This is a genomic window from Streptomyces sp. NPDC048636 (assembly GCF_040650655.1).
Classification (GTDB): domain Bacteria; phylum Actinomycetota; class Actinomycetes; order Streptomycetales; family Streptomycetaceae; genus Streptomyces.
This window is the reverse complement of record NZ_JBEZHR010000006.1, coordinates 135,678-156,642: the sequence shown is the minus strand read 5'-3', so window position 1 is coordinate 156,642 and position 20,965 is coordinate 135,678. Positions and strand designations below refer to the sequence as shown.

Sequence of the window (20,965 nt, the reverse complement as noted above, 5' to 3'; positions counted from 1 at the left end):
GCCGCTGCCGGGCGGCTCCGGGCGCCGCCGCCCCATCCCCCGCCGCTCCTAGACGACCGGAGCGGGTGACGGCTGGGCGTCACGGCGCACCAGGGCGGCATAGCGGCCGTCCCGCGTCATCAGTTCCTGATGGGTACCGCGCTCGGCGATCCGGCCGCCGTCCAGCACCACGATCTGATCGGCGTCCCGCACGGTGGACAGCCGGTGGGCGATGGTGATGGTGGTGCGTCCGGTGGACAGGGCGTCGATGGCCTGCTGGACGGCCTGTTCGGTGCGGGTGTCGAGGGCGCTGGTGGCCTCGTCGAGGATCAGCACCGGCGGATCCCGCAGAATCGTCCGGGCGATGGCGAGGCGCTGCTTCTCACCGCCGGAGAACCGGTAGCCCCGCTCGCCGACCAGGGTGTCGTAGCCGTCGGGGAGGGAGGCGATGTGGTCGTGGATCTGGGCGGCCTCGGCGGCGGCCACGAGCTGTTCGTGGGTCGCGTCGGGCTTGGCGAACCGCAGGTTGTCGGCGATGGAGGCGTGGAAGAGATAGGTCTCCTGGGAGACGACGCCGACCGCGCGGGCGAGGGTGTCGAAGTCGAGCTCCCGTACGTCGACCCCGTCGATCAGTACCCGGCCGCCGGTCACGTCGTACAGCCGGGGCACCAGATAGCTGAGGGTGGTCTTGCCGGAGCCGGTGGGGCCGACGACGGCCAGGCTGCCGCCCGCAGGAACGGTCAGCTCGATACCGCTCAGCGTCCCCTGGGCGGAGTCGGGGTCCTGGGTGTCGTAGTCGAAGTCGACGCCGTCGAAGCGGACTTCGCCGCGTACGGTCGCCAGTCGCCGGGGCTCGGCGGGTTCGGTGATGTCGATCGGCAGGTCGAGGTACTCGAAGATGCGGGCGAACAGCGCCAGGGAGGACTGCACCTGGACACCGGTGGACAGCAGGCTCACCGTGGGCCGGAACAGTCCCTGCTGGAGCGAGACGAAGGCGACGAGGGTGCCGATGGAGACCGACGGGCCGCCCGACTGGAGGGTCATTCCGGCGGCCCAGTAGATGACGGCGGGCATGGCGGCCATGACGATGCCGATGGTGGACATCCGCCAGCGTCCGGCCATATTGGAGCGGACCTCGAGGCCGACCAGCCGGTCGGACTCCCGGGCGAACTCCTCGGTGAGCGAGTGGGACCGGCCCATGGTGCGGCCGAGCAGGATGCCGCTCACCGACAGCGACTCGGTGACCATCGCGGACATCGCGGCCATCTGCTTCTGGCGCTGTGAGGTGATCTTCTTGCGCTCGTTGCCGACGCGGCGGCTGATCCAGACGAACAGGGGCAGCAGGAGCAGTGAGACCACGGTCAGCCGCCAGTCGAGGGCGAGCATGGCGACCACGGTGGCGACGACGCTGGTCAGGTTGGAGACCAGCGAGGTCGCGGTGGAGGTGACGGTGGCCTGCATCCCGCCGATGTCATTGGCGATCCGGGACTGGACCTCACCGGTGCGGGTGCGGGTGAAGAAGGCGAGCGGCATCCGCTGGAGCCGGTCGTAGACGGCGGTGCGCAGATCGTGCATCACGCGCTGGCCGACGTTGGTGGAGATGAAGGTCTGGAGCACCCCGAAGCAGCTGTTGACGACCGCCGCGGCGATCATGCCGAGGGCCAGCAGGGTCAGCAGTCCGGTGCGGCGCTCGGGGATGGCCGTGTCGAGGACCTCGCGCAGCAGGAAGGGGGAGGCCACCGAGACCAGCGCGGAGGCGGCGACGAGCAGGCCGACCACGGTGAGGCGGCTGCGGTAGGGGCGGAAGAGCCGGAGGATGCGGCGCACTTGGGCGGGGCGCTCCGGTTCGGCGGTCGACGGGGTCCATGGCGAGTCGTCGCGGTGCATGGGCTCCTTCTGGTGGCAGGCTCCGGCGGCGGAGGACTTACCGCGGCCGGGACCGGACGGTCCGGTCGGCGAAGCTATCGGAGCATAGCTCATTGTTACCTAAGCTCACAATGTACACCGTCCTGATAGACTGCCGATCATGCCCGAGTCCGAGACCTCCGGCCTCCTGGCGGAGCAGCTGCTGCATCTGACCCGGAAGCTGCACCGTGCCCAGAAGCGCCATATGGAACCGCTGGGCATCACCCCCGCCCAGTCCCGGCTGCTGCGCACCGTCGCGCACACCGACGAGCCGCCGCGGATGGCGGACCTGGCACGGCGCCTGGAGGTGGTGCCGCGTGCGGTCACCACCCTGGTGGACGCCCTGGAAGCCCATGGCTCGGTGCGCCGAGTACCGGATCCGGCCAGTCGCCGGGTGGTGCGTGTCGAGCTCACGGACGCCGGCCGCGCGACGCTGCGGGCGCTGCGTGACGCACGCCGGACGGCCGCCGAGGACATCCTGGCGCCGCTCAGCGCAGAGCAGCGGCAGGTCCTGGGCGGGCTGCTGGACACCCTCTCCACGACGTACGACCACCGCTGCTGAGCCGTTCGGACACCACTCGCGCCCCGCGTACACGAGGTCGTACGCGGGGCGCGAGGGCCTGAGGCGCGGGGCGGGCGGAGTCGGCGGGGGGCGATCAGCCCTTGGCGCCGGTGTGCAGGGCGAGCGCGCTCCTGGCCGGGAGGGTGGCGCGCACGGTGCCGTCACCGGCGACCGTCACCGTGTCGCCGTCGCACTTCTCAGCTGACGCCTTGGCGACATTGCAGTAGGTACCGGCCGGAAGCGAGGTGCGGAAGGTCTCGCTCAGCTCGCCGTCCCCGTTGTTGAGGGCCACGAATCCCTTGTCGCCGCGGCTGAAGGCGAGGGCGCTGCCGCCGTTGTCCCACCAGCCCTTGAGCTCGGCACCGGCGACCTCGTTGCGGAAGCCGACCATGCCGGTGATGTCGGTCCTGGCGTGGGTGCAGGTCCAGCCGCTTCCGTTGGCGCAGCTCGCCGCGCCGCCCGAGGGCGGGCCCGCGTCCTTGTCGGTCCACTCATAGCCGGAGTAGACGTTCGGCGATCCGTAGGGAGAGGCGAGCATGAAGACGTTGGCGAGGGTGTAGGACGCGCCGTCCTTGTAGGTGAGGGTCGAGCCGTTGCGCTCGGTGTCCCAGTTGTCGACGAAGATCCGGGCCTTGTCACCGCTCAGCTTGCCGTCGGCCACCGACTTCAGCTGGGCGATATCGCCGCCCTGGAACGCGCTCTTGAGGTGGCCGCCGTAGCGGAACTCGTCGACGTCGCCGAGCCCGGTGTACTCGTCGGGCGAGACGGCCTCGCCCGCGCCGTAGATGACCTCCGAGACCCATATCCCCGGGTCGGCCATCTTGCCCTTGATGGCGGCCAGGTCATCGGCGGCCATGTGCTTGGCGGCGTCGATGCGGAATCCGTCCACGCCGAGCGAGCGGAGGTCGCCGAGGTAACCGGCGATGGCGCCGCGGACATAGTCGCTGCCGGTGTCGAGGTCGGCGAGGCCGACGAGTTCGCAGTTCTGGACGTCACCGCGGTTGCCGTAGTCGGCGATGTCCTTGCGGCAGCCGTGGAAGTCCTGGTCCTGGTAGGTGCCCGGGTAGGTGTACTTGGAGTACGACGTACCGCCGGTGCCGGTGCCCGAACCCGAGGACAGGTGGTTGATGACCGCGTCGGCGATCACCTTCACCCCCGCCTGGTGACAGGCGCCCACCATGCTCGTGAACGCGTCCCGGTCGCCGAGTCGTCCGGCGATCCGATAGCTCACGGGCTGGTACGAGGTCCACCACTGGCCGCCCTGGATGTGCTCGGAGGCGGGCGAGACCTCCACATAGCCGTAACCCGCCGGGCCGAGCGAGTCCTTGCACGCCTGCGCGACCGCGTCGTACTTCCACTCGAACAGGGTGGCGGTGACCGTCTTGTCACCCGGCGGTGTGGCCTGCGAGGACCAGGGGGCGACGGTGGCGATGGCGGCTGCGGTGAGCAGCCCGGCCAGCGCTCCGCCCAGCAGACGGGAACGGTGTCGCATAAAGCGGCTCCTTCGGGATCCGGGCACCGGAGTGCCCACGAAGGCAGCCACGCGCCAGGCCACCGTGGGGGGAAGCGGAACTGCCGCACCGGGTGCGGCGGTTCCGCACGGCAGCCTGCCCTTCTGACGATGAACACGCAAGAGTTGGCGCAAATGTTTCCAGTCACTTGCAGAAACATCTTGCGCGAAGGGCGCGGCGATGACGGCTCGGTGTCAGCCGAGCACGGCCTCAGGCGGCCAGATGCGCGCCGTCCCCCATGACCACCACCGGACGCTGCTTGGGGTCGAGGTTCTTCAGCAGGTACTCCATGCCGGACTTGGAGAGGCTGACACAACCCGAGGTGCCACTGCCGTGATCCATGTGCAGCCAGATGGAGCCGCCCTTGCGCTGCCCCTCGGGCCGGGTGGGATCGAGGGGCGAGGTGCCCTTGACGCGGTTGTAGTCGATGGCGATGACGTAGTTGAAGTCGGTCCAGTGCGACTTGGGCCAGTAGTGCGGCGCGGCGAAGGATCGGGTCGCGGAATAGGGCAGTCGGGCACCGGGGTCGGGCAGCACCCCGCCCGCGTCGCTGAGCGTGTAGACGCCCACCGGGCTGCGCTTGTCGCCCTCGTGGTGGCTCGTCGTCCAGCCGCGCTTGCCGTTGTGCGCCGCCCAACTGCGGGTGCGCTCCCAGGACTTGCCCTGCTTGGTGTACAGCACGACCGTGGAGTCGGCGGAGTTGACCCCCTTGCCGTAGACCGCGACGACCTGACGGGCGGTCGCCGGGATCCGGGACTGGAGGGCGCCGCCGACCTTCGGGATGCGGGTGGGGTCCGGCGCGGACGCCCCGCTGTGCTGTGTCCGCTTACCCTCGCCGCCCTTGTCGCCGCCGCTGTCGCCACCACCGCCGCAGGCGGTGAGGAGGAGCAGGGCGGCGGCACCCACGGCCGCCGTACGCATGGACATCGTGCCGGACATTCGCATGTCTCCCATCGTCCCATCCCGGCGCGGAAGCACCGCACGCGGATTGGCGTGTTCCCTGCTCCTCATGGAAAAACCAGTTGATTTCGCATCTCGCGAAAGGCGAACCTGGCTCGTCCGTCTGCCAGCCCGCGCACCGCCCGAGACCTGGGGCCCCATGCACATTCGCGATCTTCCGTACACCGATCCCGGCCGACCCGACGTACGGTCAGGTGCCCGGTTCCTCTTCTGGCTGGGCAGGAACCAGCTGGACGGGCAGATCAAGGCCGCACTGTGGGGGCTGCTGCATATGGCGGCGCTGGTGTGCTTCCCGGTGGCGATCGGCTTCGGTGTGCAGGCGGTGGTGGACCGCTCCGGTGGGCGGCTCGCGCTGGCCGGGGCGCTGATGGTGGGACTGACGGTGCTCACCGCGCTCGGGGACGCGATGCTGCACCGGGCGGCGGTCACCAACTGGATCACCGCCGCGGCGCGGGTGCAGCAGCTGCTGGCCCGCAAGGCCGTGGAGCTGGGCTCGGCGCTGACCCGGAGGGTGGCGGCGGGTGAGGTGGTGGCCGTCTCCACCGGCGATGTCGAGAAGATCGGCTGGTTCGTGGAGGCACTGTCCCGTTTCACCGCGGCCGTGATCACCACCATCGGTGTGTGCGTGGCCCTGGTCATCTACCAGCCCGCGCTGGGCGCGGTGGTGGCCCTCGGTGTGCCCGCGCTGGCACTGGCCGTACTGCCGCTGCTGCCACCCGCGGCCCGACGCGCCGATGAGCAACGGGAGAAGGCCGGACGGGCGACCGAGCTGGCCTCGGACACCGTGGCCGGACTGCGGGTGCTGCGCGGGATCGGCGGCGAGGAACTCTTCCTCGGCCGCTACCGGCGCGCGTCGCAGGAGGTGCGGGTGGCCGCGGTGCGCAGCGCGCGGATGTGGGCGCTGATCGCGGCCGTCCAGGTGGCGCTGCCGGGACTGCTGCTCATCGGCGTCGTCTGGTACGGCGCGGCGTTGGCCCAGGACGGCCGGATCGCGGTGGGCGAGCTGGTCACCGTCTACAGCGCGGTCACCTTCCTGCTCTTCCCGCTCCGCCACTTCGAGGAGATCGCCATGGCGTACTCCTTCTCCCGGCCGTCCGCGCGGCGCGCGGCACGGGTGCTGGCCCTGGAGCGCCCCTCCCCGGGACGCGGCGGGGACGGCGAGGGGGCCGTCCGGGATGCCTCGCCCGGCGGCGATCTGTACGACCCGGCGAGCGGCATGCTCGCACCGGTCGGGCGGCTGACCGCGGTGGTCTGTGGTGATCCGGACGCGGCGGGACGGCTGGCCGACCGGCTGGGCGGACATCCCCCGGAGCACGGCACGGACCTCGAGGGCTCCGGCGGGGCGCCGTCGGCGCTGCTGGGCGGGGTCGCGCTGGACGAGCTGCCGCTGGCCACGGCGCGCGGTGCGGTGCTGGTGCAGGACAAGGACCCGGTGCTGCTGTCGGGCACGCTCACCGAGCTGCTCGATGTACCGCGGTCGGGCCGGGTCGGCGCACAACAGGCGCTGGACGCCGCCCAGTGCGGCGATGTGCTGGAGGCGCTGGCGCAGGCGTCCCTCGACGAGGCGGGCGAGGCGGACGCGCTGCGCACCCGGATCACCGAGCGCGGCCGTTCGCTCTCGGGTGGCCAGCGGCAGCGACTGGCGCTGGCCCGTTCGCTGGTGACCGACCCGGAGGCGCTGGTGCTCGACGAGCCCACCTCCGCCGTGGACTCGCACACCGAGGCGCGGATCGCGGAGGGGCTGCGGAGGCTGCGGAAGGGGCGGACGACGGTCGTCCTCACCTCCAGCCCGCTGCTGCTGGACCGGGCCGACCGGGTGGTCTTCGTACACGAGGGCCAGGCGGCCGGGGCGGGGACCCATCGGGAGCTGCTGGCCCACGACGCCGCGTACCGCGCGGTCGTCACCCGTGAGCCGGACGGCGCCGGTCCCGAGGACGTCGAACGGATCGAGGAACAGATCGAGGAGTCGGCATGATCGGCGTGGCACCCCCCGCGTACGACCCGGCCGCGCCGGAGTCGGCGACGACCCTGCCCGTCGGCACACCCCCCGCCGTGCGGGCCTATGTGCGCGAGCTGCTGCGGCGGCACCGCGGGGCGTTCACCGTACTGATGGTGGTCAACGCCACCGCCGTACTGGCCTCGATGGTCGGCCCGTATCTGCTCGGCGGTCTGGTCGAGGACCTCTCGGAGGGCCGGGAAGATCTGCGCATCGGACGCACGATCGCGCTGTTCGCGGTGGCGCTGGTGGTGCAGACCGTGTTCGTGCGGATGGTGCGGCTGCGCGGTGCGGTACTGGGCGAGCAGATGCTCGCCGATCTGCGGGAGGACTTCCTCGTACGGGCGGTGGGGCTGCCGCCGGGTGTGCTGGAGCGGGCCGGGACCGGTGATCTGCTCTCCCGGATCACCACCGATATCGACCGGCTGGCGAACGCGATGCGGGAGGCCGTGCCGCAGCTTGCCATCGGCGTGGTGTGGACCGGGCTGCTGCTGGGCGCGCTGACCGTGACCGCCCCACCGCTGGGGCTGGCCGTCCTTGTCGCGCTTCCGGTGCTGGTGGTCGGTTGTCTCTGGTACTACCGCCGGGCGCCGAGCGCCTACCGCTCGGAGGCCGCCGGATACGCGGCGGTGGCCGCGTCCCTCACCGAGACCGTGGACGCCGGGCGCACCATCGAGTCCCATCGGCTGGGCGACCGCCGGATCGCCCAGTCCGAGCTGCGTATCACCCAGTGGACCGTATGGGAGAGGTACACGCTCTGGCTGCGGTCGGTGCTGTTCCCCGTCATCAACGTGTCCTACACGCTGATCACCGGATCGGTGCTGATGATCGGCGGCGTCTGTGTGATGCGGGGCTGGATGTCCATCGGGGAGCTGACGACGGGGGCGCTGTTGTCGCAGATGCTCGTCGAGCCGATCGGGCTGATCCTGCGCTGGTACGACGAGCTCCAGGTGGCCCAGGTGTCGCTGGCCCGGCTGGTGGGAGTACGGGAGATCGAGCCGGGCCCCGGGGACGACGGGGTGACGCCCGAGGGCCGGGAGGTGCGCGCCGATGAGGTGCGCTTCGGGTACCGGACGGGCAGCGACGTGCTGCACGGGGTGTCCCTGAGGGTGCGGCCGGGGACCCGGCTGGCGCTGGTGGGGCCGTCGGGTGCGGGCAAGTCCACCCTGGGCCGGCTGCTCGCCGGGATCTACGCGCCCCGGGTGGGCGAAGTGACCCTCGGCGGTGCGGAGCTCTCGCGGATGCCCGCCGAGCGGGTGCGTGAGCAGGTCGCCCTGGTCAACCAGGAGCACCATGTCTTCGTCGGCTCGCTGCGGGACAACCTGCTGCTGGCCCGCACCTCCGCGCAGGACGCGGAGCTGTGGGCGGCGCTGGGGGCGGTGGACGCCGACGGCTGGGCGCGGGCGCTGGAGAGCGGCCTCGAGACCGAGGTGGGCTCGGGCGGGCGGGCGCTCACTCCGGCGCAGGCGCAGCAGATCGCGCTCGCCCGGCTGGTGCTCGCCGATCCGCACACGCTGGTGCTGGACGAGGCGACCTCGCTGCTGGATCCGCGAGCGGCGCGCCATCTGGAGCGCTCGCTGAGCCGGGTGCTGGAAGGCCGGACCGTGGTGGCCATCGCCCACCGGCTGCACACGGCGCATGACGCGGATGTGATCGCCGTCGTCGAGGCGGGCCGCATCAGCGAACTCGGCAGCCATGACGAACTCGTGGCGGCGGACGGGGCGTACGCGGCCCTCTGGCGCACCTGGCACCAATGAGTCCCCGGCGCCGAGGCTGAATCCCCGGCCCGGCCCGAACCGGCCCGCTTCGATCCGGCTCGGGGTGGTCAGATGATGCCGAGGGCGCCCAGCCCGCCCACACCGCCGAGCACCATGAAGACCGGCATCAGCACCTTCAACTCCACCCAGCTGCCGGCCCGGAAGCGCATCGCCTTCGGCGGGCCGATCGGATACCACCGCTTGCGGCCGATCGGGATGGGCCACAGGATCGGGCAACCGGAGACGGTCAGGGCGTCGCCGATATCGTGCACCAGCGCGCCGAGGATGATCGGCACCCCCAGCCAGAGGTACTCCTGACCGGGCGCGCTGAACAGCCAGTCGGCACCGTTGCCCGGCTTGTCCAGGATGTCGGCGAGGATCCAGGCGCTCGTCGCGCCCAGCAGCCAGACCAGAACATCGCTGGACACCCGGGCCGCACGCCACAGCAGTCCCTCGACGGCCAGCACCATATGGACGAAGAGGATGCCGAGGACGGCCCAGCGGCCGCCGACCAGGGCGAGCACCGAGGTACCGGCGCCGATGAGGACGGCCCAGACCCAGGTGTGGGTGAGAGTGCGATGGCCTCCCGTGCGCCGGGCGTCTCCGGGCTTCCTGGTCGCCTTGTAGACGGAGTACGAGATCTTGTCGATCACTTCGCACAGGCCCCGGGAGATCGGCCCGAAGGCGCGGGATATCGTCGCCGCCTTGTGGTCGAGATCGGGGGCGAGCGCCGCTCCGGCGCAGATCAGCGCGCCGACGACCAGCACCGGCCAGGGCATCTCGTGGCCGGCCGCCGTGACCGCCGCCCCCACCCCCAGCCAGGCCGCCGCTCCGGACAGCGAATGCGCCGGTCCCATCATGGTCGTACCCCGCCCCTGTTCGTCCCCCCGCCCAGGCGGGAGTTGGTTGCTTCGGCCCGGCACAGCCTAGCGGCGGACGATCTTCGTACGTACAGCCGGTTCCCGTCCCGCCCGGGAAACCAGGCAGTATAGGGACGTGACTCTTATCGATCAGCTGCCGAGCGACGCCGACCCCGACGCCCTCTTCGAGGCCTTCTCGTCCTGGGTCGAGGAGCGGGGCATCTCGCTCTATCCCGCCCAGGAGGAAGCGCTGATCGAGGTGGTGTCGGGCGCGAACGTCATCCTGTCCACCCCGACCGGTTCGGGGAAGAGCCTGGTGGCTGCGGGCGCCCACTTCGCCGCCCTCGCCCGCGACGAGGTCACCTTCTACACCGCGCCGATCAAGGCTCTGGTCTCGGAGAAGTTCTTCGAACTCTGCAAGATGTTCGGCACCGAGAACGTCGGCATGCTGACCGGCGACGCGTCGGTCAACGCGGACGCGCCGGTCATCTGCTGTACGGCCGAGGTCCTGGCGTCCATCGCGCTCCGGGACGGCGAGGACGCCGATATCGGCCAGGTCGTGATGGACGAGTTCCACTTCTATGCGGAGCCGGACCGGGGCTGGGCCTGGCAGATTCCGCTGCTGGAGCTCCCGAAGGCACAGTTCATCCTGATGTCCGCGACGCTCGGCGATGTGAGCCGGTTCGAGGAGGATCTGACCCGGCGCACCGGACGGCCCACCGCGGTGGTGCGGTCGGCGACCCGGCCGGTACCGCTGAGCTATGAGTACCGCACGACACCGCTCACCGAGACACTGACCGAACTGCTGGAGACCCGCCAGGCGCCGGTCTATATCGTGCACTTCACCCAGGCCGCCGCGGTGGAGCGGGCCCAGGCGCTGATGAGCATCAATATGTGCACGCGCCAGGAGAAGGACGAGATCGCCTCGCTGATCGGCAACTTCCGGTTCACCACCAAGTTCGGCCGGAACCTGTCCCGTTACGTCCGGCATGGGATCGGAGTGCATCACGCCGGGATGCTGCCCAAGTACCGGCGGCTGGTGGAAAAGCTGGCGCAGGCCGGACTGCTCAAGGTCATCTGCGGTACGGACACCCTGGGAGTGGGTGTCAATGTGCCGATCCGCACCGTGCTGTTCACCGCGCTGACGAAGTACGACGGACAGCGGGTGCGGACCCTGCGGGCACGGGAGTTCCACCAGATCGCGGGCCGCGCCGGGCGAGCCGGTTTCGATACCGCGGGCTTTGTGGTGGGGCAGGCGCCCGAGCATGTCATCGAGAACGAGAAGGCGCTCGCGAAGGCGGGGGACGATCCGAAGAAGCGCCGCAAGGTGGTCCGCAAGAAGGCTCCGGAGGGGTTCGTCAACTGGGGCCAGAACACCTTCGAGAAGCTGATCGCCTCCGACCCCGAGCCGCTCAACTCCCGCTTCCGGGTCACCCACGCGATGCTGCTGTCGGTCATCGCCCGACCGGGCAACGCCTTCGAGGGAATGCGGCGGCTGCTGGAGGACAACCACGAACCGCGCAAGAACCAGCTGCGGCATATCCGCCGGGCCATCGCCATCTACCGCTCGCTGCTGGACGGCGGGGTCGTCGAGCGGCTCACCACACCGGACGCCGAGGGCCGTATCGTCCGGCTGACGGTGGATCTCCAGCAGGACTTCGCACTCAACCAGCCGCTGTCCACCTTCGCGCTCGCCTCGTTCGAGCTGCTGGACCCCGAATCGCCGTCCTACGCCCTGGACATGGTCTCGGTCGTGGAGTCCACCCTCGACGATCCGCGGCAGATCCTGGCCGCGCAGCAGAACAAGGCGCGCGGCGAGGCGGTCGCGGCGATGAAGGCGGACGGGGTGGAGTACGAGGAGCGCATGGAGCGCCTCCAGGACGTCTCCTATCCCAAGCCGCTGGAGGAACTGCTCTCCCACGCCTACGGCCTCTACCGCAAGAGCCATCCGTGGGTCGGGGACCATCCGCTGTCCCCCAAGTCGGTGATCCGCGACATGTTCGAGCGGGCGATGACCTTCACCGAGTTCACCTCGTTCTACGACCTCGCGCGCACCGAGGGGATCGTGCTGCGCTACCTGGCCAGCTCCTTCAAGGCGCTGGACCACACGGTGCCCGACGACCTGAAGTCCGACGACTTCGAGGACATCATCGCCTGGCTCGGCGAGATGGTGCGCCAGGTCGACTCCAGCCTCCTCGACGAGTGGGAGCAGCTGGCCAATCCGGAGGAGGAGTCCGCGGAGGAGGCGCAGGAGCGCGCCGACCAGGTCCGCCCGGTCACCGCGAACGCCCGCGCCTTCCGCGTGCTCGTCCGCAACGCCATGTTCCGACGGGTGGAGCTCGCCGCGCTCGACCATGTCGCGGAGCTCGGCGAGATGGACGGCGAGGCGGGCTGGGGCGAGGACGCCTGGGGCGAGGCGATGGACAAGTACTGGGACGAGTACGAGGAGCTGGGCACCGGCCCGCAGGCGCGGGGGCCGAAACTGCTGCGGATCGAGGAGCACCCCGAGGACGGGCTGTGGCGGGTGCGGCAGACCTTCGACGATCCGAACGGCGACCACGACTGGGGCATCGCGGCGGAGGTCGATCTCACCGCCTCCGATGAGGAAGGCCGTGCCGTGGTCCGGATCACCGATGTGGGTCCGCTGTAGCGGTAGCCTCCTGAACCCCGCCCCCGCCGCGAGCCACCTCGCGGGCACCCTCAGCGAAGGAACGCCGCCGATGACCAATCCCGCCGAGCGTCTGGTGGATCTGCTCGATCTGGAGCGGATCGAGGAGAACATCTTCCGCGGTCTGAGCCCCGACGAGTCGCTCCAGCGGGTCTTCGGCGGCCAGGTGGCCGGGCAGGCGCTGGTGGCCGCCGGGCGGACCACCGACGGGCAGCGCCCGGTGCACTCGCTGCACGCGTACTTCCTGCGCCCGGGGCGGCCGGGCGTGCCCATCGTGTACCAGGTGGAGCGCGTCCGGGACGGACGCTCCTTCACCACCCGCCGGGTCATCGCCGTCCAGCAGGGTCGGACGATCTTCAACCTGACGGCCTCCTTCCATCGTCCGGAGCCGGGTATCGAGCAGCAGCTGCCGATGCCCGATGTGCCTGAGCCGGAGAGCCTGCCGAATCTCGCCGACGAGATCCGCGCCCATCTGGGGGCCCTCCCCGAGGCGCTCGCGCGGATGGAGCGCCGCCAGCCCTTCGACATCCGCTATGTCGAGCGGCTGCGCTGGACCGACGAAGAGCTCACGGGCGCGGAGCCGCGCAGCGCCGTCTGGATGCGGGCGGTCGGCCCACTCGGGGACGATCCGCTGGTGCACACCTGCGCGCTCACCTACGCGAGCGACATGATGCTCCTGGACGCGGTGCGGGTGCCGGTCGAACCGCTATGGGGCCGCCGGGGCTTCGACATGGCCTCGCTGGACCACGCCATGTGGTTCCACCGGCCGTTCCGCACCGATGAGTGGTTCCTCTACGACCAGGAGTCTCCCGTGGCCACCGGGGGCCGGGGGCTGGCGCGCGGCCGGATCTACAACCGCGAGGGAAAGCTGTTGGTCTCGGTGGTGCAAGAGGGACTCTTCCGTCCGCTGGCTTCCGCCACCGGAACCACGGGCGCCACCGAAGCCACCGGATCCGAGGGTGCGGCGGGAGACTCCGGCGCCACGGAGAGCCGCTGACGCCATCGGCGCGGACCGAGGCGGCGCTGCCCATCATGGCTCAGCGCCTGCCGGTCAGTCTGCGCCACAGCCCCCGCGGGCGGTCCGTGGAGCGGTGCCGGCCTCCCCGCTGCGGACTCTCCTCCGCCTCCGCACCCGGTGCGGACCGCGATGCGCGGGCAGCCCGCAGGGCCTCGGTGAGCGCGGCCCGGTAGCGCCGGACCTCCCGTGCATCGTCCGCCGTCACCGTCTTGTCGATCACCTCGCGCACCGGTCCGCTGTCGGGCCGCATCTGGACCAGAGCGGGGCACAGCTCCCGCAGATGGCCGCGCTCGTGAGGATCAGCGACGACGGAGGCGAGGTCATCCGGCCCGAGCGCCGCGGCGAGGACCGCGGCCCGGGCCCAGGGCTCCTCGGCCCGCGCGAGCAGTTGCCCGATCCGGCGGCCGCGCCAGGTCTCGGCGCGCCAGTCCTCCCCCGCGGCCAGCGCCGCGCTCAGCCCCGGCGGGGTGCGGCCGGACAGCAGCTCCGGCCGGCGTGCGGCCAACTCGGTGAGATCCGCCGCCAGATAGAGCCACACCACGGCCCGGTAGCGGTTCACATAGAAACGGACCGGGGCGAAGAAGCCGCCGCGGGCGAGCCGGGTGAACCGCCCCGGGCTGATGCCCAGCAGCTCGGCCCCGTCCGCCGTGCCGACCACCCGCATCCGGGCAGCCAGCGCTTCCGGGAAGCCCTCGGCAGTGGTCAGCCGCGTCAGCTCCGCTCGCTCCACGCGCGGGCCCGCCCCGGTACTGACGGTGCGCACCTCTCCCAACTGCACGGCGAGCTCGAACTCGCGCGGCCTGAGCCCCAGAGCGCGGGCCGCCGCACCGAACGCGAGCCCCTCCCCCGGCCCGGACGAGCGACGCTCCTCCGATAAGCCGGGCTCCGGCCCCGCCGGGCCACTCGCTCCCTGACGCTCCTTCAGCCCCACATCCATCCGCACGGTCATGGCGATGTCCTCCCCCGCGACCCATCAATCACTGACAGTGACGACGATAGCCGCATGGCACGACACTGCGTCAGGGCTGTGGATAACTTCCTCGAGGCGCAGGTCGACGCCTCATCAGTACCGCCGAGGAGCCGTGTGCCGGGCCCGGGTCAGCCGGGTGTGCCGCTCTCCTGCCTCACCTCGACGCCCAAGTGCTCCCCCACCCGGTTGACCAGCAGCGTCATTTCGTAGGCGACCTGGCCCACGTCGGCCTCCGGCCCGGTGAGCACGCACAGGCAGCTGCCGTCACCAGCCGCCGTGACGAAGAGGACTCCCTCGTCGAATTCGACCATCGTCTGGCGCACCCGGCCGGTCCGGAAGTGCGTACCGGAGCCCTTGGCAAGGCTGTGCAGCCCGGAGGCGACCGCCGCCAGGTGCTCGGCGTCCTGGCGCTCGAGCGTGGCACTCACCCCCGTCACCAGCCCGTCGTTGGAGAGCACCAGCGCATGCTGTATCTGCGCGATCCGCTCGGTCAGGTCGTCCAGTAACCAGTCGAGCCCCTTGCTGAGTGCCATGTCATTTCCTCCCCGATTCCCCAGAGCTGCGTGCCAGCCTTTCTCACTGCCGCCGTCTGGGCAACCCGCCCTGTCCGTCATCACGGGGATGTGGGCTGTTTGACGCAGGATGGAGACATGGCACAGAAAATGACCAAGGATCAGTGGCAGAAGTTCCTCTCCGAGGGCACCCGCACCGGGAAGCTGTCGACCGTACGGGCCGACGGCAGCCCGCATATCGCACCCATCTGGTTTCTGCTCGACGGCGACGATCTGGTCTTCAACACGGGGCGGGACACGGTGAAGGGGCGCAACATGGCCCGGGACGGCCGGGTCAGTCTCTGCGTGGACGACGACCGGCCGCCGTTCTCGTTCGTCACCGTGCAGGGCCGGGCCGAGCTCACCGACGAGGTGGGGCAGGTCCGTGACTGGGCGACCCGGATCGCCGCGCGGTACATGGGCCAGGACCGCGCCGAGGAGTACGGGGCGCGCAACGGTGTGCCCGGCGAGCTGCTGGTCAGGGTGCGCATCGAGAAGGCGATCGGGGTGGCCGACATGGCCGACTAGCCACCTGCTGGCGACATTCGACCGAAATCCTTCGCTTCGTGGCGGAGTGTTGCCCACCCACCGTCAGGGTCGCCTCAGAACTCCCACAGGGCCGTACCCCTCAGGGGCGCATCAGGACTTTGATCGCCCCGTCCTCCTTGTGCTGGAACAGCTCATAGGCGCGGGGCGCCTCGTCCAGCGGCATACGGTGGGTGGCGAACCCGTCGACGTCCAGCGGATCCTCGTCCGTCAGCAGCGGCAGGATGTGGTCGACCCAGCGTCGTACGTTGGCCTGACCCATCCTCAGCTGGATCTGCTTGTCGAACATCGTCATCAGCGGCAGCGGATCGGCCATGCCTCCGTAGACGCCGCTGAGGGAGACCGTGCCGCCGCGCCGTACCAGCGCGATGGCCAGGTTCAGCGCCGCCAGGCGGTCGACCCCGGCCTTCGAGGTGAGCCGGGCGGCCCAGCCCCTCGGGAGGAATCCCGCGGCCCGCTGGGCCGTCCTGCCGAGCGGGCTGCCATGGGCCTCGGTGCCCACCGCGTCGATGACCGCGTCCGGTCCACGGCCCTCGGTGAGGGAGACGATCGCCTCGACGAGATCGTCCTGACGGTCGTAGTCGTTCAGGTCGAACACCTCCACCCCGTCGGCGCGCGCCCGCCGCAGCCGCTCGGGCACGAGGTCCACCCCGATCACCCGCCCGGCTCCCTGCACCGTCGCGACCCGGCAGGCCATCCCGCCGATGGGGCCGAGTCCGAGCACCGCCACCGTCCCGTCCTGCGGGACGGCCGCGTACTCCACCGCCTGCCATGCCGTGGGCAGCACATCGGAGAGAAACACGAAGCGGTCGTCGGGTGGACCTTCCGGCACCTTGATCGGTCCGTACTGGGCCTGAGGCACCCGCAGATACTCCGCCTGACCGCCCGGGACCGCGCCGTAGAGCCTGCTGAAGCCGAAAAGCTGCGCCCCCATGCCCTCCTCGACGACCTGGGTGGTCTCGCACTGCGTCGGCAGGCCGGAGCGGCACATCCAGCAGTTTCCGCAGGCGATCTGGAAGGGCACCACGACGCGGTCGCCAGGGCTGAGGTTGGTCACCTCGGGTCCGGTCTCCTCCACGATGCCCATGGGCTCATGGCCGAGGATGTCCCCGGGGGTCATGAAGGGCGTCAGCACCTCATAGAGGTGGAGGTCGGACCCGCACAGCCCGGTGGTGGTGATCCGGACGATCGCATCCGTCGGCTCCTTGATGATCGGGTCGGGGACCGTCTCCACGCTCACCTCACGCCGGCCCTGCCAGGTCACCGCTCGCATCGCCGCGTCCCTTCGCCGTAGTGTTCGGCAGACCCGGCCGGGTACCCCCGGAGAACCGGCCGAAGCGGCGCCGGGGCCACGATCCGCGACGCCCGGGCGGCCGCGCGTGCATCCGCTCCACCAGCCGGGCCGTCTCGGCAGCGACGGCGCCCGGGTCGGCTCCCGGGGCACCCAGGAGGGCCAGACAGCCGCCGTCGCCGAGGGCCACGACGCAGAGGTGGCCCCCTTCCGTCTCGATCACCGTCGGGCGCGCCCGGTCGACGCGGGCACGGCGCCCAGCGCTCCCGGCGAGGCCGTGGAAGCCGCCGGCGACCGCCGCCAGATGCTCGGCCTCCGGGCGGGAGAGTCCCCGGGAGGCGCTCACCGTGGCCCCGTCGCCGAAGAGGATCACGGCATGGCGTACAGCGTCGCCCCGGTCCACCAGATCGTCCAGAATCCGGTCGAAGGCGATCAGGGAGCAGGCGTCGGTGCCATGGTGCTTGGTCATCAGCGGTCTCCCTCGGTCGGCGTCCACCGCACCGGGCGGCGGTCCCGCTACCCCCTGGGGCAGCTGCCCCTGGACCGGTTGTCCCCTGGGCCAGGCGGCGTCCCCCTTGGGTGAGGGACGCTAGTCCCGCTCGGGACGCACCAAGGGGGTGGGTTACGGAAGGTGTCTGATATTGACAGTGTCAGATGCCAGAGCGATCGATCGATGCCTGAATGTGCACGTAGATGAAGGTCGGCCATGGCTTCCCCTTCACGGAGAGTGGTTCACCCTGCTGGTCCGTCAGAGGTGATCCACCGGATACGGTCCCCCCACGGTGATCCGCCCACAGCGAGGAGCGTCATGCCCCAGGACAAACGCCAACAGCACGACTACGGCCCGGGCGCGGGCAGCGCGGCCGAGGTGCGGGAGTTCTTCACCCCCCGGGCCGCCGACTGGGACAGCCGCTTCCCCGACGACGGACCCGCCTACGCGGCCGCCGTCACCGAACTGGGGCTGCGTACCGGGGACGCGGTGCTCGACGCGGGCTGCGGCACGGGCCGGGCGCTGCCCGCCCTGCGCGCCGCCGTCGGTCCGGAGGGCACCGTCCTGGGAGCCGACCTCACCCCCGCCATGCTGGAGGCCGCCATCCGCGCGGAGCGGGACGGCGCGGCGGCGCTCCTCGTGGGCGACGTCGCCCGGCTGCCCCTGCGGGACGGCAGCCTGGACGCGGTGTTCGCCGCCGGGCTGATCTCCCATCTCGGCGAACCCGACCCCGGACTGCGCGAACTGGCGCGCGTGGTCCGCCCCGGCGGACGGCTCGCACTGTTCCATCCGGTGGGCCGGGCCGCGCTCGCGGCCCGTCACGGCCGTCAGGTCACCCCCGGGGATCTGCGGGCCGAGCCCAACCTGCGGCCGCTGCTCGCCCGTTCCGGCTGGAAGCTGGAGTCGTACACGGACGAGGACACCTGCTATCTGGCGCTGTCGGTACGTCAGGACTGAGGGACGTCGGTGGCGCCTCGGTCAGAGCGCGGCCAGGACCGCGTCACCCCTGTGCGACGAGCGCCGCGATGAAGCCGGACGCGTTGTCGAACATGACGTTGTGCCCGGCACCGGGCACGGTCCGCACCTCCACCCCCGCCGCCGTCAGTTCCTCGCGCCCGCCTATCTCGTCGCCGTGCTCACCGACGAGATAGGTGCGTGGGATCTCCAGGTCCAGGAGCATCCGGCGCATGGTCGGCCGGGTGCCGCGGATCAGACCCACCGCGCTGCGGTGCAGCGCGGTGGGGTCCGCGAGCCGCATGGTCGCCCGCCACACCGGGCCCACCCGTTCAAGTGTCTCCGCGAAGCCGCCGCCCCGGACGAACTCCTCCTCGCTGTACGAGGCGATCCCGCTGCTGCCCGCCGTGCGCGGCGGATCCGGGTCGAGATTGGCCTCGGTGAGCACCAGACGGGAGACCAGTTCGGGGCGGCGCGCCGCGAGCACGATGGCGACCGCCCCGCCCATGCTGTGCCCGACCAGCTCCGCGCCCCGCACCCCGGCCGCGTCGAGCGCCGAGGCGAGCGCGGCCGCGTGGTCGTCCAGGGTGTAGCCGAAGTCCACCGGGCGGTCGCTGATCCCGTGGCCGGGCAGGTCGACGAAGAGCCAACGACGGCCGGCGAGGGGTGCGGCGGCCGCGATATGCGCGTGGTAGACGGCCGAGGACGCGCCGAGTCCGTGGACGAAGACCAGGGGCGCGCCCGCGTCCCCGTCCTCCGCCGTCCCGGTCCATCTGATGTGCGCCCCCGCTGGGCCGAATGGCGCGTGCCACATGGTCGTCCCCTCCCGTGCCTCTCAGCTACGACGTTTCCCGCGACCGACAATACATCGAACTCGATGTATTGCGTGAGCGATGTACAGCCGCGATGGGGCAGAATGCGCGCATGCTCGAACTCGCCATCCTGGGCTTTCTCCACGACGCCCCACTGCACGGCTACGAGCTGCGCAAACGCATCGCCGCGCTGACCGGACACATCAAACCCGTGGCAGAGAGCACGCTCTATCCGGCGATCAAACGGATGGAGAAGGCCGGGCTGCTGGCCCGCGAGACGCGACCGGGGGCGGGCGCGGCACCCCGGCACGTCCTCACGCTCACCGACGACGGCCGGGCCGAGCTGCGACGCCGTCTCATCGATCCGGCGGACGCCGACATCACCGACGAGAACCGCTGGTTCACGGTGCTCGCGTTCCTCGGGCAGCTGGCGGATCCGTCGGCGCAGGCCGCGGTGCTGGAGCGGCGACTCGACTTCCTGAGCCGCCCCTCCAGCTTCTTCTACGAGGACGACCGGCCGCTGCACGCCGAGGAGATCGCGGATCCGTTCCGGCGCGGGATCCTCACCATCGCCCGTGCCACCAGCCGGGCCGAACTGTCCTGGCTGCGGAGCACCCTGGCGACGCTGCGCGCCGCTCCGGGCGACTGACCTGGTCGCAGCCATCTCGACGCCGTGGCTACCGGCTGGTTAGGGTGCGCCGACGACGGATCGCGCATCGGATCCGGGACCGCAAGAGGAGGCTGCCGTGCCCGCCACGGAGGAGTCAGGCGACGACGCGCTCTACGTGCTGACCGCGGTACTGCTGACACCCGCTCAATTTCCGAGCGTGCTCGGCGACGACTACCCCGAGGCGTGCGCCGCCCTCGGCCTGGAGCCCTACCAGCTCGGCTACGGGCTGGTGCTGGGGCAGGACGGCCGCGGCGCGCGCTGGACGGTGGCCACCGACGACGTCTCGCTCGTGGCCTGCGCCATCGCGACGTGGGACTGCGGGATGGAGTACGACCTGTCCCTCAACGAGCGCACCATCGTCGCCTCCCTTCCCGGCTGGCCGCTCGCGGTGGCCGTGGCCGCCCCGGGCGTACCCGCACCGCATGACCCCGAGCCCGACCCCGGACTCGGGGACTCCGTCCGGCCTCCGCTCGCGCCGCCGGACGCCGAGCGGTGGGGCCCGGCGCAGCGGCGGCTCGGCGCGGACGAGATCGCCCTTCAGTGGGCGATCTGGCGGGAACAGGTGGACAGCGACGTCACCTTCGTCGCCCCGGGCGAGAAGCCGCACGGAGGGGTGCGACGGGTGCTCGAGGAGGTGCGCGGCTACCTGGACACGCCCCCGCCGCTCGGCCGGATCCGCTCCGCGTTCGCCGCCGGTGACGCGCGGACCCTGCGGGCCGACGGGCCGGGCTGGAGCATGGTCGCGCGCACCGACGACATCGCGTTCGTCCTGCTCGACGACGAGCCGGGCGAGGTCCTTCCGGTAGGGCGCGGCCCCGAACTCCCCGGGCTGCTGACGGCGCTGGACGAGCTCGCCGTACGCCCCCACTGAGCGCCCGGCGCGCACCTTCGTACGCCCCGTCGTCCGCCACGGCTCGTATGAGCGACGTGGTGTCGTCCGGCGATCGGAGGTGCCGGAGCCACCGTGACCCGGCCGGTACGGCGATGCGCCCCCGCGTTGCCGTACCGGCCGCGGCCATCCCTCTCCCCCGGCTGGCCGGGTCCCGCGTGGGGGCTCCGAGCGGCCCGCGACCGGTGCTGCACGGTCACTCCCAGGTGCGTGTCGCCGCGGGCCCCGGGCCCGGCCAGCGGTCCCGGGCGGCCGGGATCAGCGGCCGAGCTGCTTACGGGACACCCGGCGCAGCCGGCGGCGCTGGGAGGGGTCCAGCAGCAGATAGGCCGCCACAGGCACGCCGACAATCACGAGCAGGCCCACCCAGAAAGGCAGCAGCCACATCAGGATCACACCTGCCGCCACACCTCCGGCGGCGACCTTCGCGCGCGTGGACATATCACCCGCCTCCTCTACGGCTGCAAGCCGAGTGCTTCACGGCCCTGAGCCGCGTTCACCCTTCACAACGCACACCGACGGCCTCCGGTTCCTCATTCTTCGCGCCACTCCTGTACCCTCGGCCGCCCCGTCCTG

The 20,965-nt window shown here is 71.3% G+C and carries 19 protein-coding genes; 9 read left to right on the top strand and 10 right to left on the bottom strand.

The window, feature by feature from the left end:
* Nucleotides 1–48: 48 nt before the first annotated feature.
* Entirely contained in the window at nt 49–1,866 is a 1,818-nt protein-coding gene (locus tag AB0C66_RS18625; protein ID WP_362439199.1) for an ABC transporter ATP-binding protein, read from the bottom strand.
* 139 nt (nt 1,867–2,005) lie between these two features.
* Here AB0C66_RS18625 and AB0C66_RS18620 point away from each other — a divergent pair, with 139 nt between their 5' ends.
* Nucleotides 2,006–2,446, top strand: a complete 441-nt coding sequence (locus AB0C66_RS18620) for a MarR family transcriptional regulator (protein ID WP_362439196.1) — start codon at nt 2,006–2,008, stop codon at nt 2,444–2,446.
* 94 nt (nt 2,447–2,540) lie between these two features.
* Here the strand turns inward: AB0C66_RS18620 and AB0C66_RS18615 are convergent, their stop codons facing one another.
* Both AB0C66_RS18615 and AB0C66_RS18610 read right to left on the bottom strand, forming a co-directional pair.
* The gene (locus AB0C66_RS18615; protein ID WP_362439193.1) at nt 2,541–3,938 is read right to left on the bottom strand and encodes an alpha-amylase family protein; all 1,398 of its coding nucleotides are present in this window, start codon (nt 3,936–3,938) and stop codon (nt 2,541–2,543) included.
* A 229-nt stretch (nt 3,939–4,167) separates the two neighbouring features.
* The gene (locus AB0C66_RS18610; RefSeq protein WP_362439190.1) at nt 4,168–4,902 is read right to left on the bottom strand and encodes a L,D-transpeptidase family protein; all 735 of its coding nucleotides are present in this window, start codon (nt 4,900–4,902) and stop codon (nt 4,168–4,170) included.
* A 154-nt stretch (nt 4,903–5,056) separates the two neighbouring features.
* Here AB0C66_RS18610 and AB0C66_RS18605 point away from each other — a divergent pair, with 154 nt between their 5' ends.
* Both AB0C66_RS18605 and AB0C66_RS18600 read left to right on the top strand, forming a co-directional pair.
* Nucleotides 5,057–6,892 (top strand): ABC transporter ATP-binding protein, encoded by a 1,836-nt coding sequence (locus AB0C66_RS18605; RefSeq protein WP_362439187.1) that lies wholly within the window; start codon nt 5,057–5,059, stop codon nt 6,890–6,892.
* Nucleotides 6,889–8,670: an ABC transporter ATP-binding protein gene (locus tag AB0C66_RS18600; protein ID WP_362439184.1), complete on the top strand. Its 1,782-nt coding sequence runs from the start codon at nt 6,889–6,891 to the stop codon at nt 8,668–8,670. Before AB0C66_RS18605 ends, AB0C66_RS18600 begins: the two co-directional genes overlap by 4 nt.
* Nucleotides 8,671–8,738: 68 nt before the next feature.
* Here AB0C66_RS18600 and AB0C66_RS18595 read toward each other — a convergent pair whose 3' ends face one another.
* Entirely contained in the window at nt 8,739–9,530 is a 792-nt protein-coding gene (locus AB0C66_RS18595) for a metal-dependent hydrolase (RefSeq protein ID WP_362439181.1), read from the bottom strand.
* Between the two features lie 136 nt (nt 9,531–9,666).
* Here AB0C66_RS18595 and AB0C66_RS18590 point away from each other — a divergent pair, with 136 nt between their 5' ends.
* Nucleotides 9,667–12,180: a DUF3516 domain-containing protein gene (locus tag AB0C66_RS18590; protein WP_362439178.1), complete on the top strand. Its 2,514-nt coding sequence runs from the start codon at nt 9,667–9,669 to the stop codon at nt 12,178–12,180.
* Between the two features lie 70 nt (nt 12,181–12,250).
* On the top strand, nt 12,251–13,195 hold the full coding sequence (locus tag AB0C66_RS18585) for an acyl-CoA thioesterase II (RefSeq protein WP_362439175.1): 945 nt from the start codon (nt 12,251–12,253) through the stop codon (nt 13,193–13,195).
* A 40-nt stretch (nt 13,196–13,235) separates the two neighbouring features.
* Here AB0C66_RS18585 and AB0C66_RS18580 read toward each other — a convergent pair whose 3' ends face one another.
* The gene (locus AB0C66_RS18580; protein WP_362439172.1) at nt 13,236–14,165 is read right to left on the bottom strand and encodes a DUF6397 family protein; all 930 of its coding nucleotides are present in this window, start codon (nt 14,163–14,165) and stop codon (nt 13,236–13,238) included.
* Between the two features lie 149 nt (nt 14,166–14,314).
* Nucleotides 14,315–14,719 (bottom strand): roadblock/LC7 domain-containing protein, encoded by a 405-nt coding sequence (locus AB0C66_RS18575; protein ID WP_362439169.1) that lies wholly within the window; start codon nt 14,717–14,719, stop codon nt 14,315–14,317.
* Nucleotides 14,720–14,836: 117 nt separating this feature from the next.
* Between AB0C66_RS18575 and AB0C66_RS18570 the strand changes: the two genes are divergently transcribed.
* A complete protein-coding gene (locus AB0C66_RS18570) occupies nt 14,837–15,265 on the top strand; it encodes a PPOX class F420-dependent oxidoreductase (protein WP_362439167.1) in 429 nt (142 codons plus the stop codon).
* A gap of 100 nt (nt 15,266–15,365) precedes the next feature.
* On the opposite strand, the gene AB0C66_RS18565 is transcribed toward AB0C66_RS18570, so the two are convergent.
* Both AB0C66_RS18565 and AB0C66_RS18560 read right to left on the bottom strand, forming a co-directional pair.
* Nucleotides 15,366–16,556: a zinc-dependent alcohol dehydrogenase gene (locus AB0C66_RS18565; protein WP_362439164.1), complete on the bottom strand. Its 1,191-nt coding sequence runs from the start codon at nt 16,554–16,556 to the stop codon at nt 15,366–15,368.
* Nucleotides 16,525–17,043 (bottom strand): roadblock/LC7 domain-containing protein, encoded by a 519-nt coding sequence (locus AB0C66_RS18560; protein ID WP_362439161.1) that lies wholly within the window; start codon nt 17,041–17,043, stop codon nt 16,525–16,527. The genes AB0C66_RS18565 and AB0C66_RS18560 overlap by 32 nt, the downstream gene beginning before the upstream one ends.
* A 339-nt stretch (nt 17,044–17,382) precedes the next feature.
* On the opposite strand from AB0C66_RS18560, the gene AB0C66_RS18555 reads away from it, so the two are divergent.
* Nucleotides 17,383–18,021: a class I SAM-dependent methyltransferase gene (locus tag AB0C66_RS18555; protein ID WP_362439158.1), complete on the top strand. Its 639-nt coding sequence runs from the start codon at nt 17,383–17,385 to the stop codon at nt 18,019–18,021.
* A gap of 43 nt (nt 18,022–18,064) precedes the next feature.
* On the opposite strand, the gene AB0C66_RS18550 is transcribed toward AB0C66_RS18555, so the two are convergent.
* The gene (locus AB0C66_RS18550) at nt 18,065–18,832 is read right to left on the bottom strand and encodes an alpha/beta hydrolase (RefSeq protein ID WP_362439155.1); all 768 of its coding nucleotides are present in this window, start codon (nt 18,830–18,832) and stop codon (nt 18,065–18,067) included.
* Nucleotides 18,833–18,942: 110 nt separating this feature from the next.
* Here AB0C66_RS18550 and AB0C66_RS18545 point away from each other — a divergent pair, with 110 nt between their 5' ends.
* Both AB0C66_RS18545 and AB0C66_RS18540 read left to right on the top strand, forming a co-directional pair.
* Entirely contained in the window at nt 18,943–19,479 is a 537-nt protein-coding gene (locus AB0C66_RS18545) for a PadR family transcriptional regulator (protein WP_362439152.1), read from the top strand.
* Nucleotides 19,480–19,576: 97 nt separating this feature from the next.
* Nucleotides 19,577–20,371 carry a hypothetical protein gene (locus tag AB0C66_RS18540; RefSeq protein ID WP_362439149.1) on the top strand — a complete coding sequence of 265 codons (795 nt, stop codon included), beginning with the start codon at nt 19,577–19,579 and terminating at the stop codon, nt 20,369–20,371.
* A 276-nt stretch (nt 20,372–20,647) separates the two neighbouring features.
* On the opposite strand, the gene AB0C66_RS18535 is transcribed toward AB0C66_RS18540, so the two are convergent.
* A complete protein-coding gene (locus AB0C66_RS18535) occupies nt 20,648–20,830 on the bottom strand; it encodes a hypothetical protein (protein ID WP_362439146.1) in 183 nt (60 codons plus the stop codon).
* Nucleotides 20,831–20,965: the final 135 nt, after the last annotated feature.

Excerpts from the sequence above, each read along its gene's own strand:
- AB0C66_RS18625 (WP_362439199.1), bottom strand. The coding sequence starts at position 1,866 with ATGCACCGCGACGACTCGCCATGGACCCCGTCGACCGCCGAACCGGAG.
- AB0C66_RS18620 (WP_362439196.1), top strand. The coding sequence starts at position 2,006 with ATGCCCGAGTCCGAGACCTCCGGCCTCCTGGCGGAGCAGCTGCTGCAT.
- AB0C66_RS18615 (WP_362439193.1), bottom strand. The coding sequence starts at position 3,938 with ATGCGACACCGTTCCCGTCTGCTGGGCGGAGCGCTGGCCGGGCTGCTC.
- AB0C66_RS18610 (WP_362439190.1), bottom strand. The coding sequence starts at position 4,902 with ATGCGAATGTCCGGCACGATGTCCATGCGTACGGCGGCCGTGGGTGCC.
- AB0C66_RS18605 (WP_362439187.1), top strand. The coding sequence starts at position 5,057 with ATGCACATTCGCGATCTTCCGTACACCGATCCCGGCCGACCCGACGTA.
- AB0C66_RS18600 (WP_362439184.1), top strand. The coding sequence starts at position 6,889 with ATGATCGGCGTGGCACCCCCCGCGTACGACCCGGCCGCGCCGGAGTCG.
- AB0C66_RS18595 (WP_362439181.1), bottom strand. The coding sequence starts at position 9,530 with ATGATGGGACCGGCGCATTCGCTGTCCGGAGCGGCGGCCTGGCTGGGG.
- AB0C66_RS18585 (WP_362439175.1), top strand. The coding sequence starts at position 12,251 with ATGACCAATCCCGCCGAGCGTCTGGTGGATCTGCTCGATCTGGAGCGG.
- AB0C66_RS18580 (WP_362439172.1), bottom strand. The coding sequence starts at position 14,165 with ATGACCGTGCGGATGGATGTGGGGCTGAAGGAGCGTCAGGGAGCGAGT.
- AB0C66_RS18575 (WP_362439169.1), bottom strand. The coding sequence starts at position 14,719 with ATGGCACTCAGCAAGGGGCTCGACTGGTTACTGGACGACCTGACCGAG.
- AB0C66_RS18570 (WP_362439167.1), top strand. The coding sequence starts at position 14,837 with ATGGCACAGAAAATGACCAAGGATCAGTGGCAGAAGTTCCTCTCCGAG.
- AB0C66_RS18565 (WP_362439164.1), bottom strand. The coding sequence starts at position 16,556 with ATGCGAGCGGTGACCTGGCAGGGCCGGCGTGAGGTGAGCGTGGAGACG.
- AB0C66_RS18560 (WP_362439161.1), bottom strand. The coding sequence starts at position 17,043 with ATGACCAAGCACCATGGCACCGACGCCTGCTCCCTGATCGCCTTCGAC.
- AB0C66_RS18555 (WP_362439158.1), top strand. The coding sequence starts at position 17,383 with ATGCCCCAGGACAAACGCCAACAGCACGACTACGGCCCGGGCGCGGGC.
- AB0C66_RS18550 (WP_362439155.1), bottom strand. The coding sequence starts at position 18,832 with ATGTGGCACGCGCCATTCGGCCCAGCGGGGGCGCACATCAGATGGACC.
- AB0C66_RS18545 (WP_362439152.1), top strand. The coding sequence starts at position 18,943 with ATGCTCGAACTCGCCATCCTGGGCTTTCTCCACGACGCCCCACTGCAC.
- AB0C66_RS18535 (WP_362439146.1), bottom strand. The coding sequence starts at position 20,830 with ATGTCCACGCGCGCGAAGGTCGCCGCCGGAGGTGTGGCGGCAGGTGTG.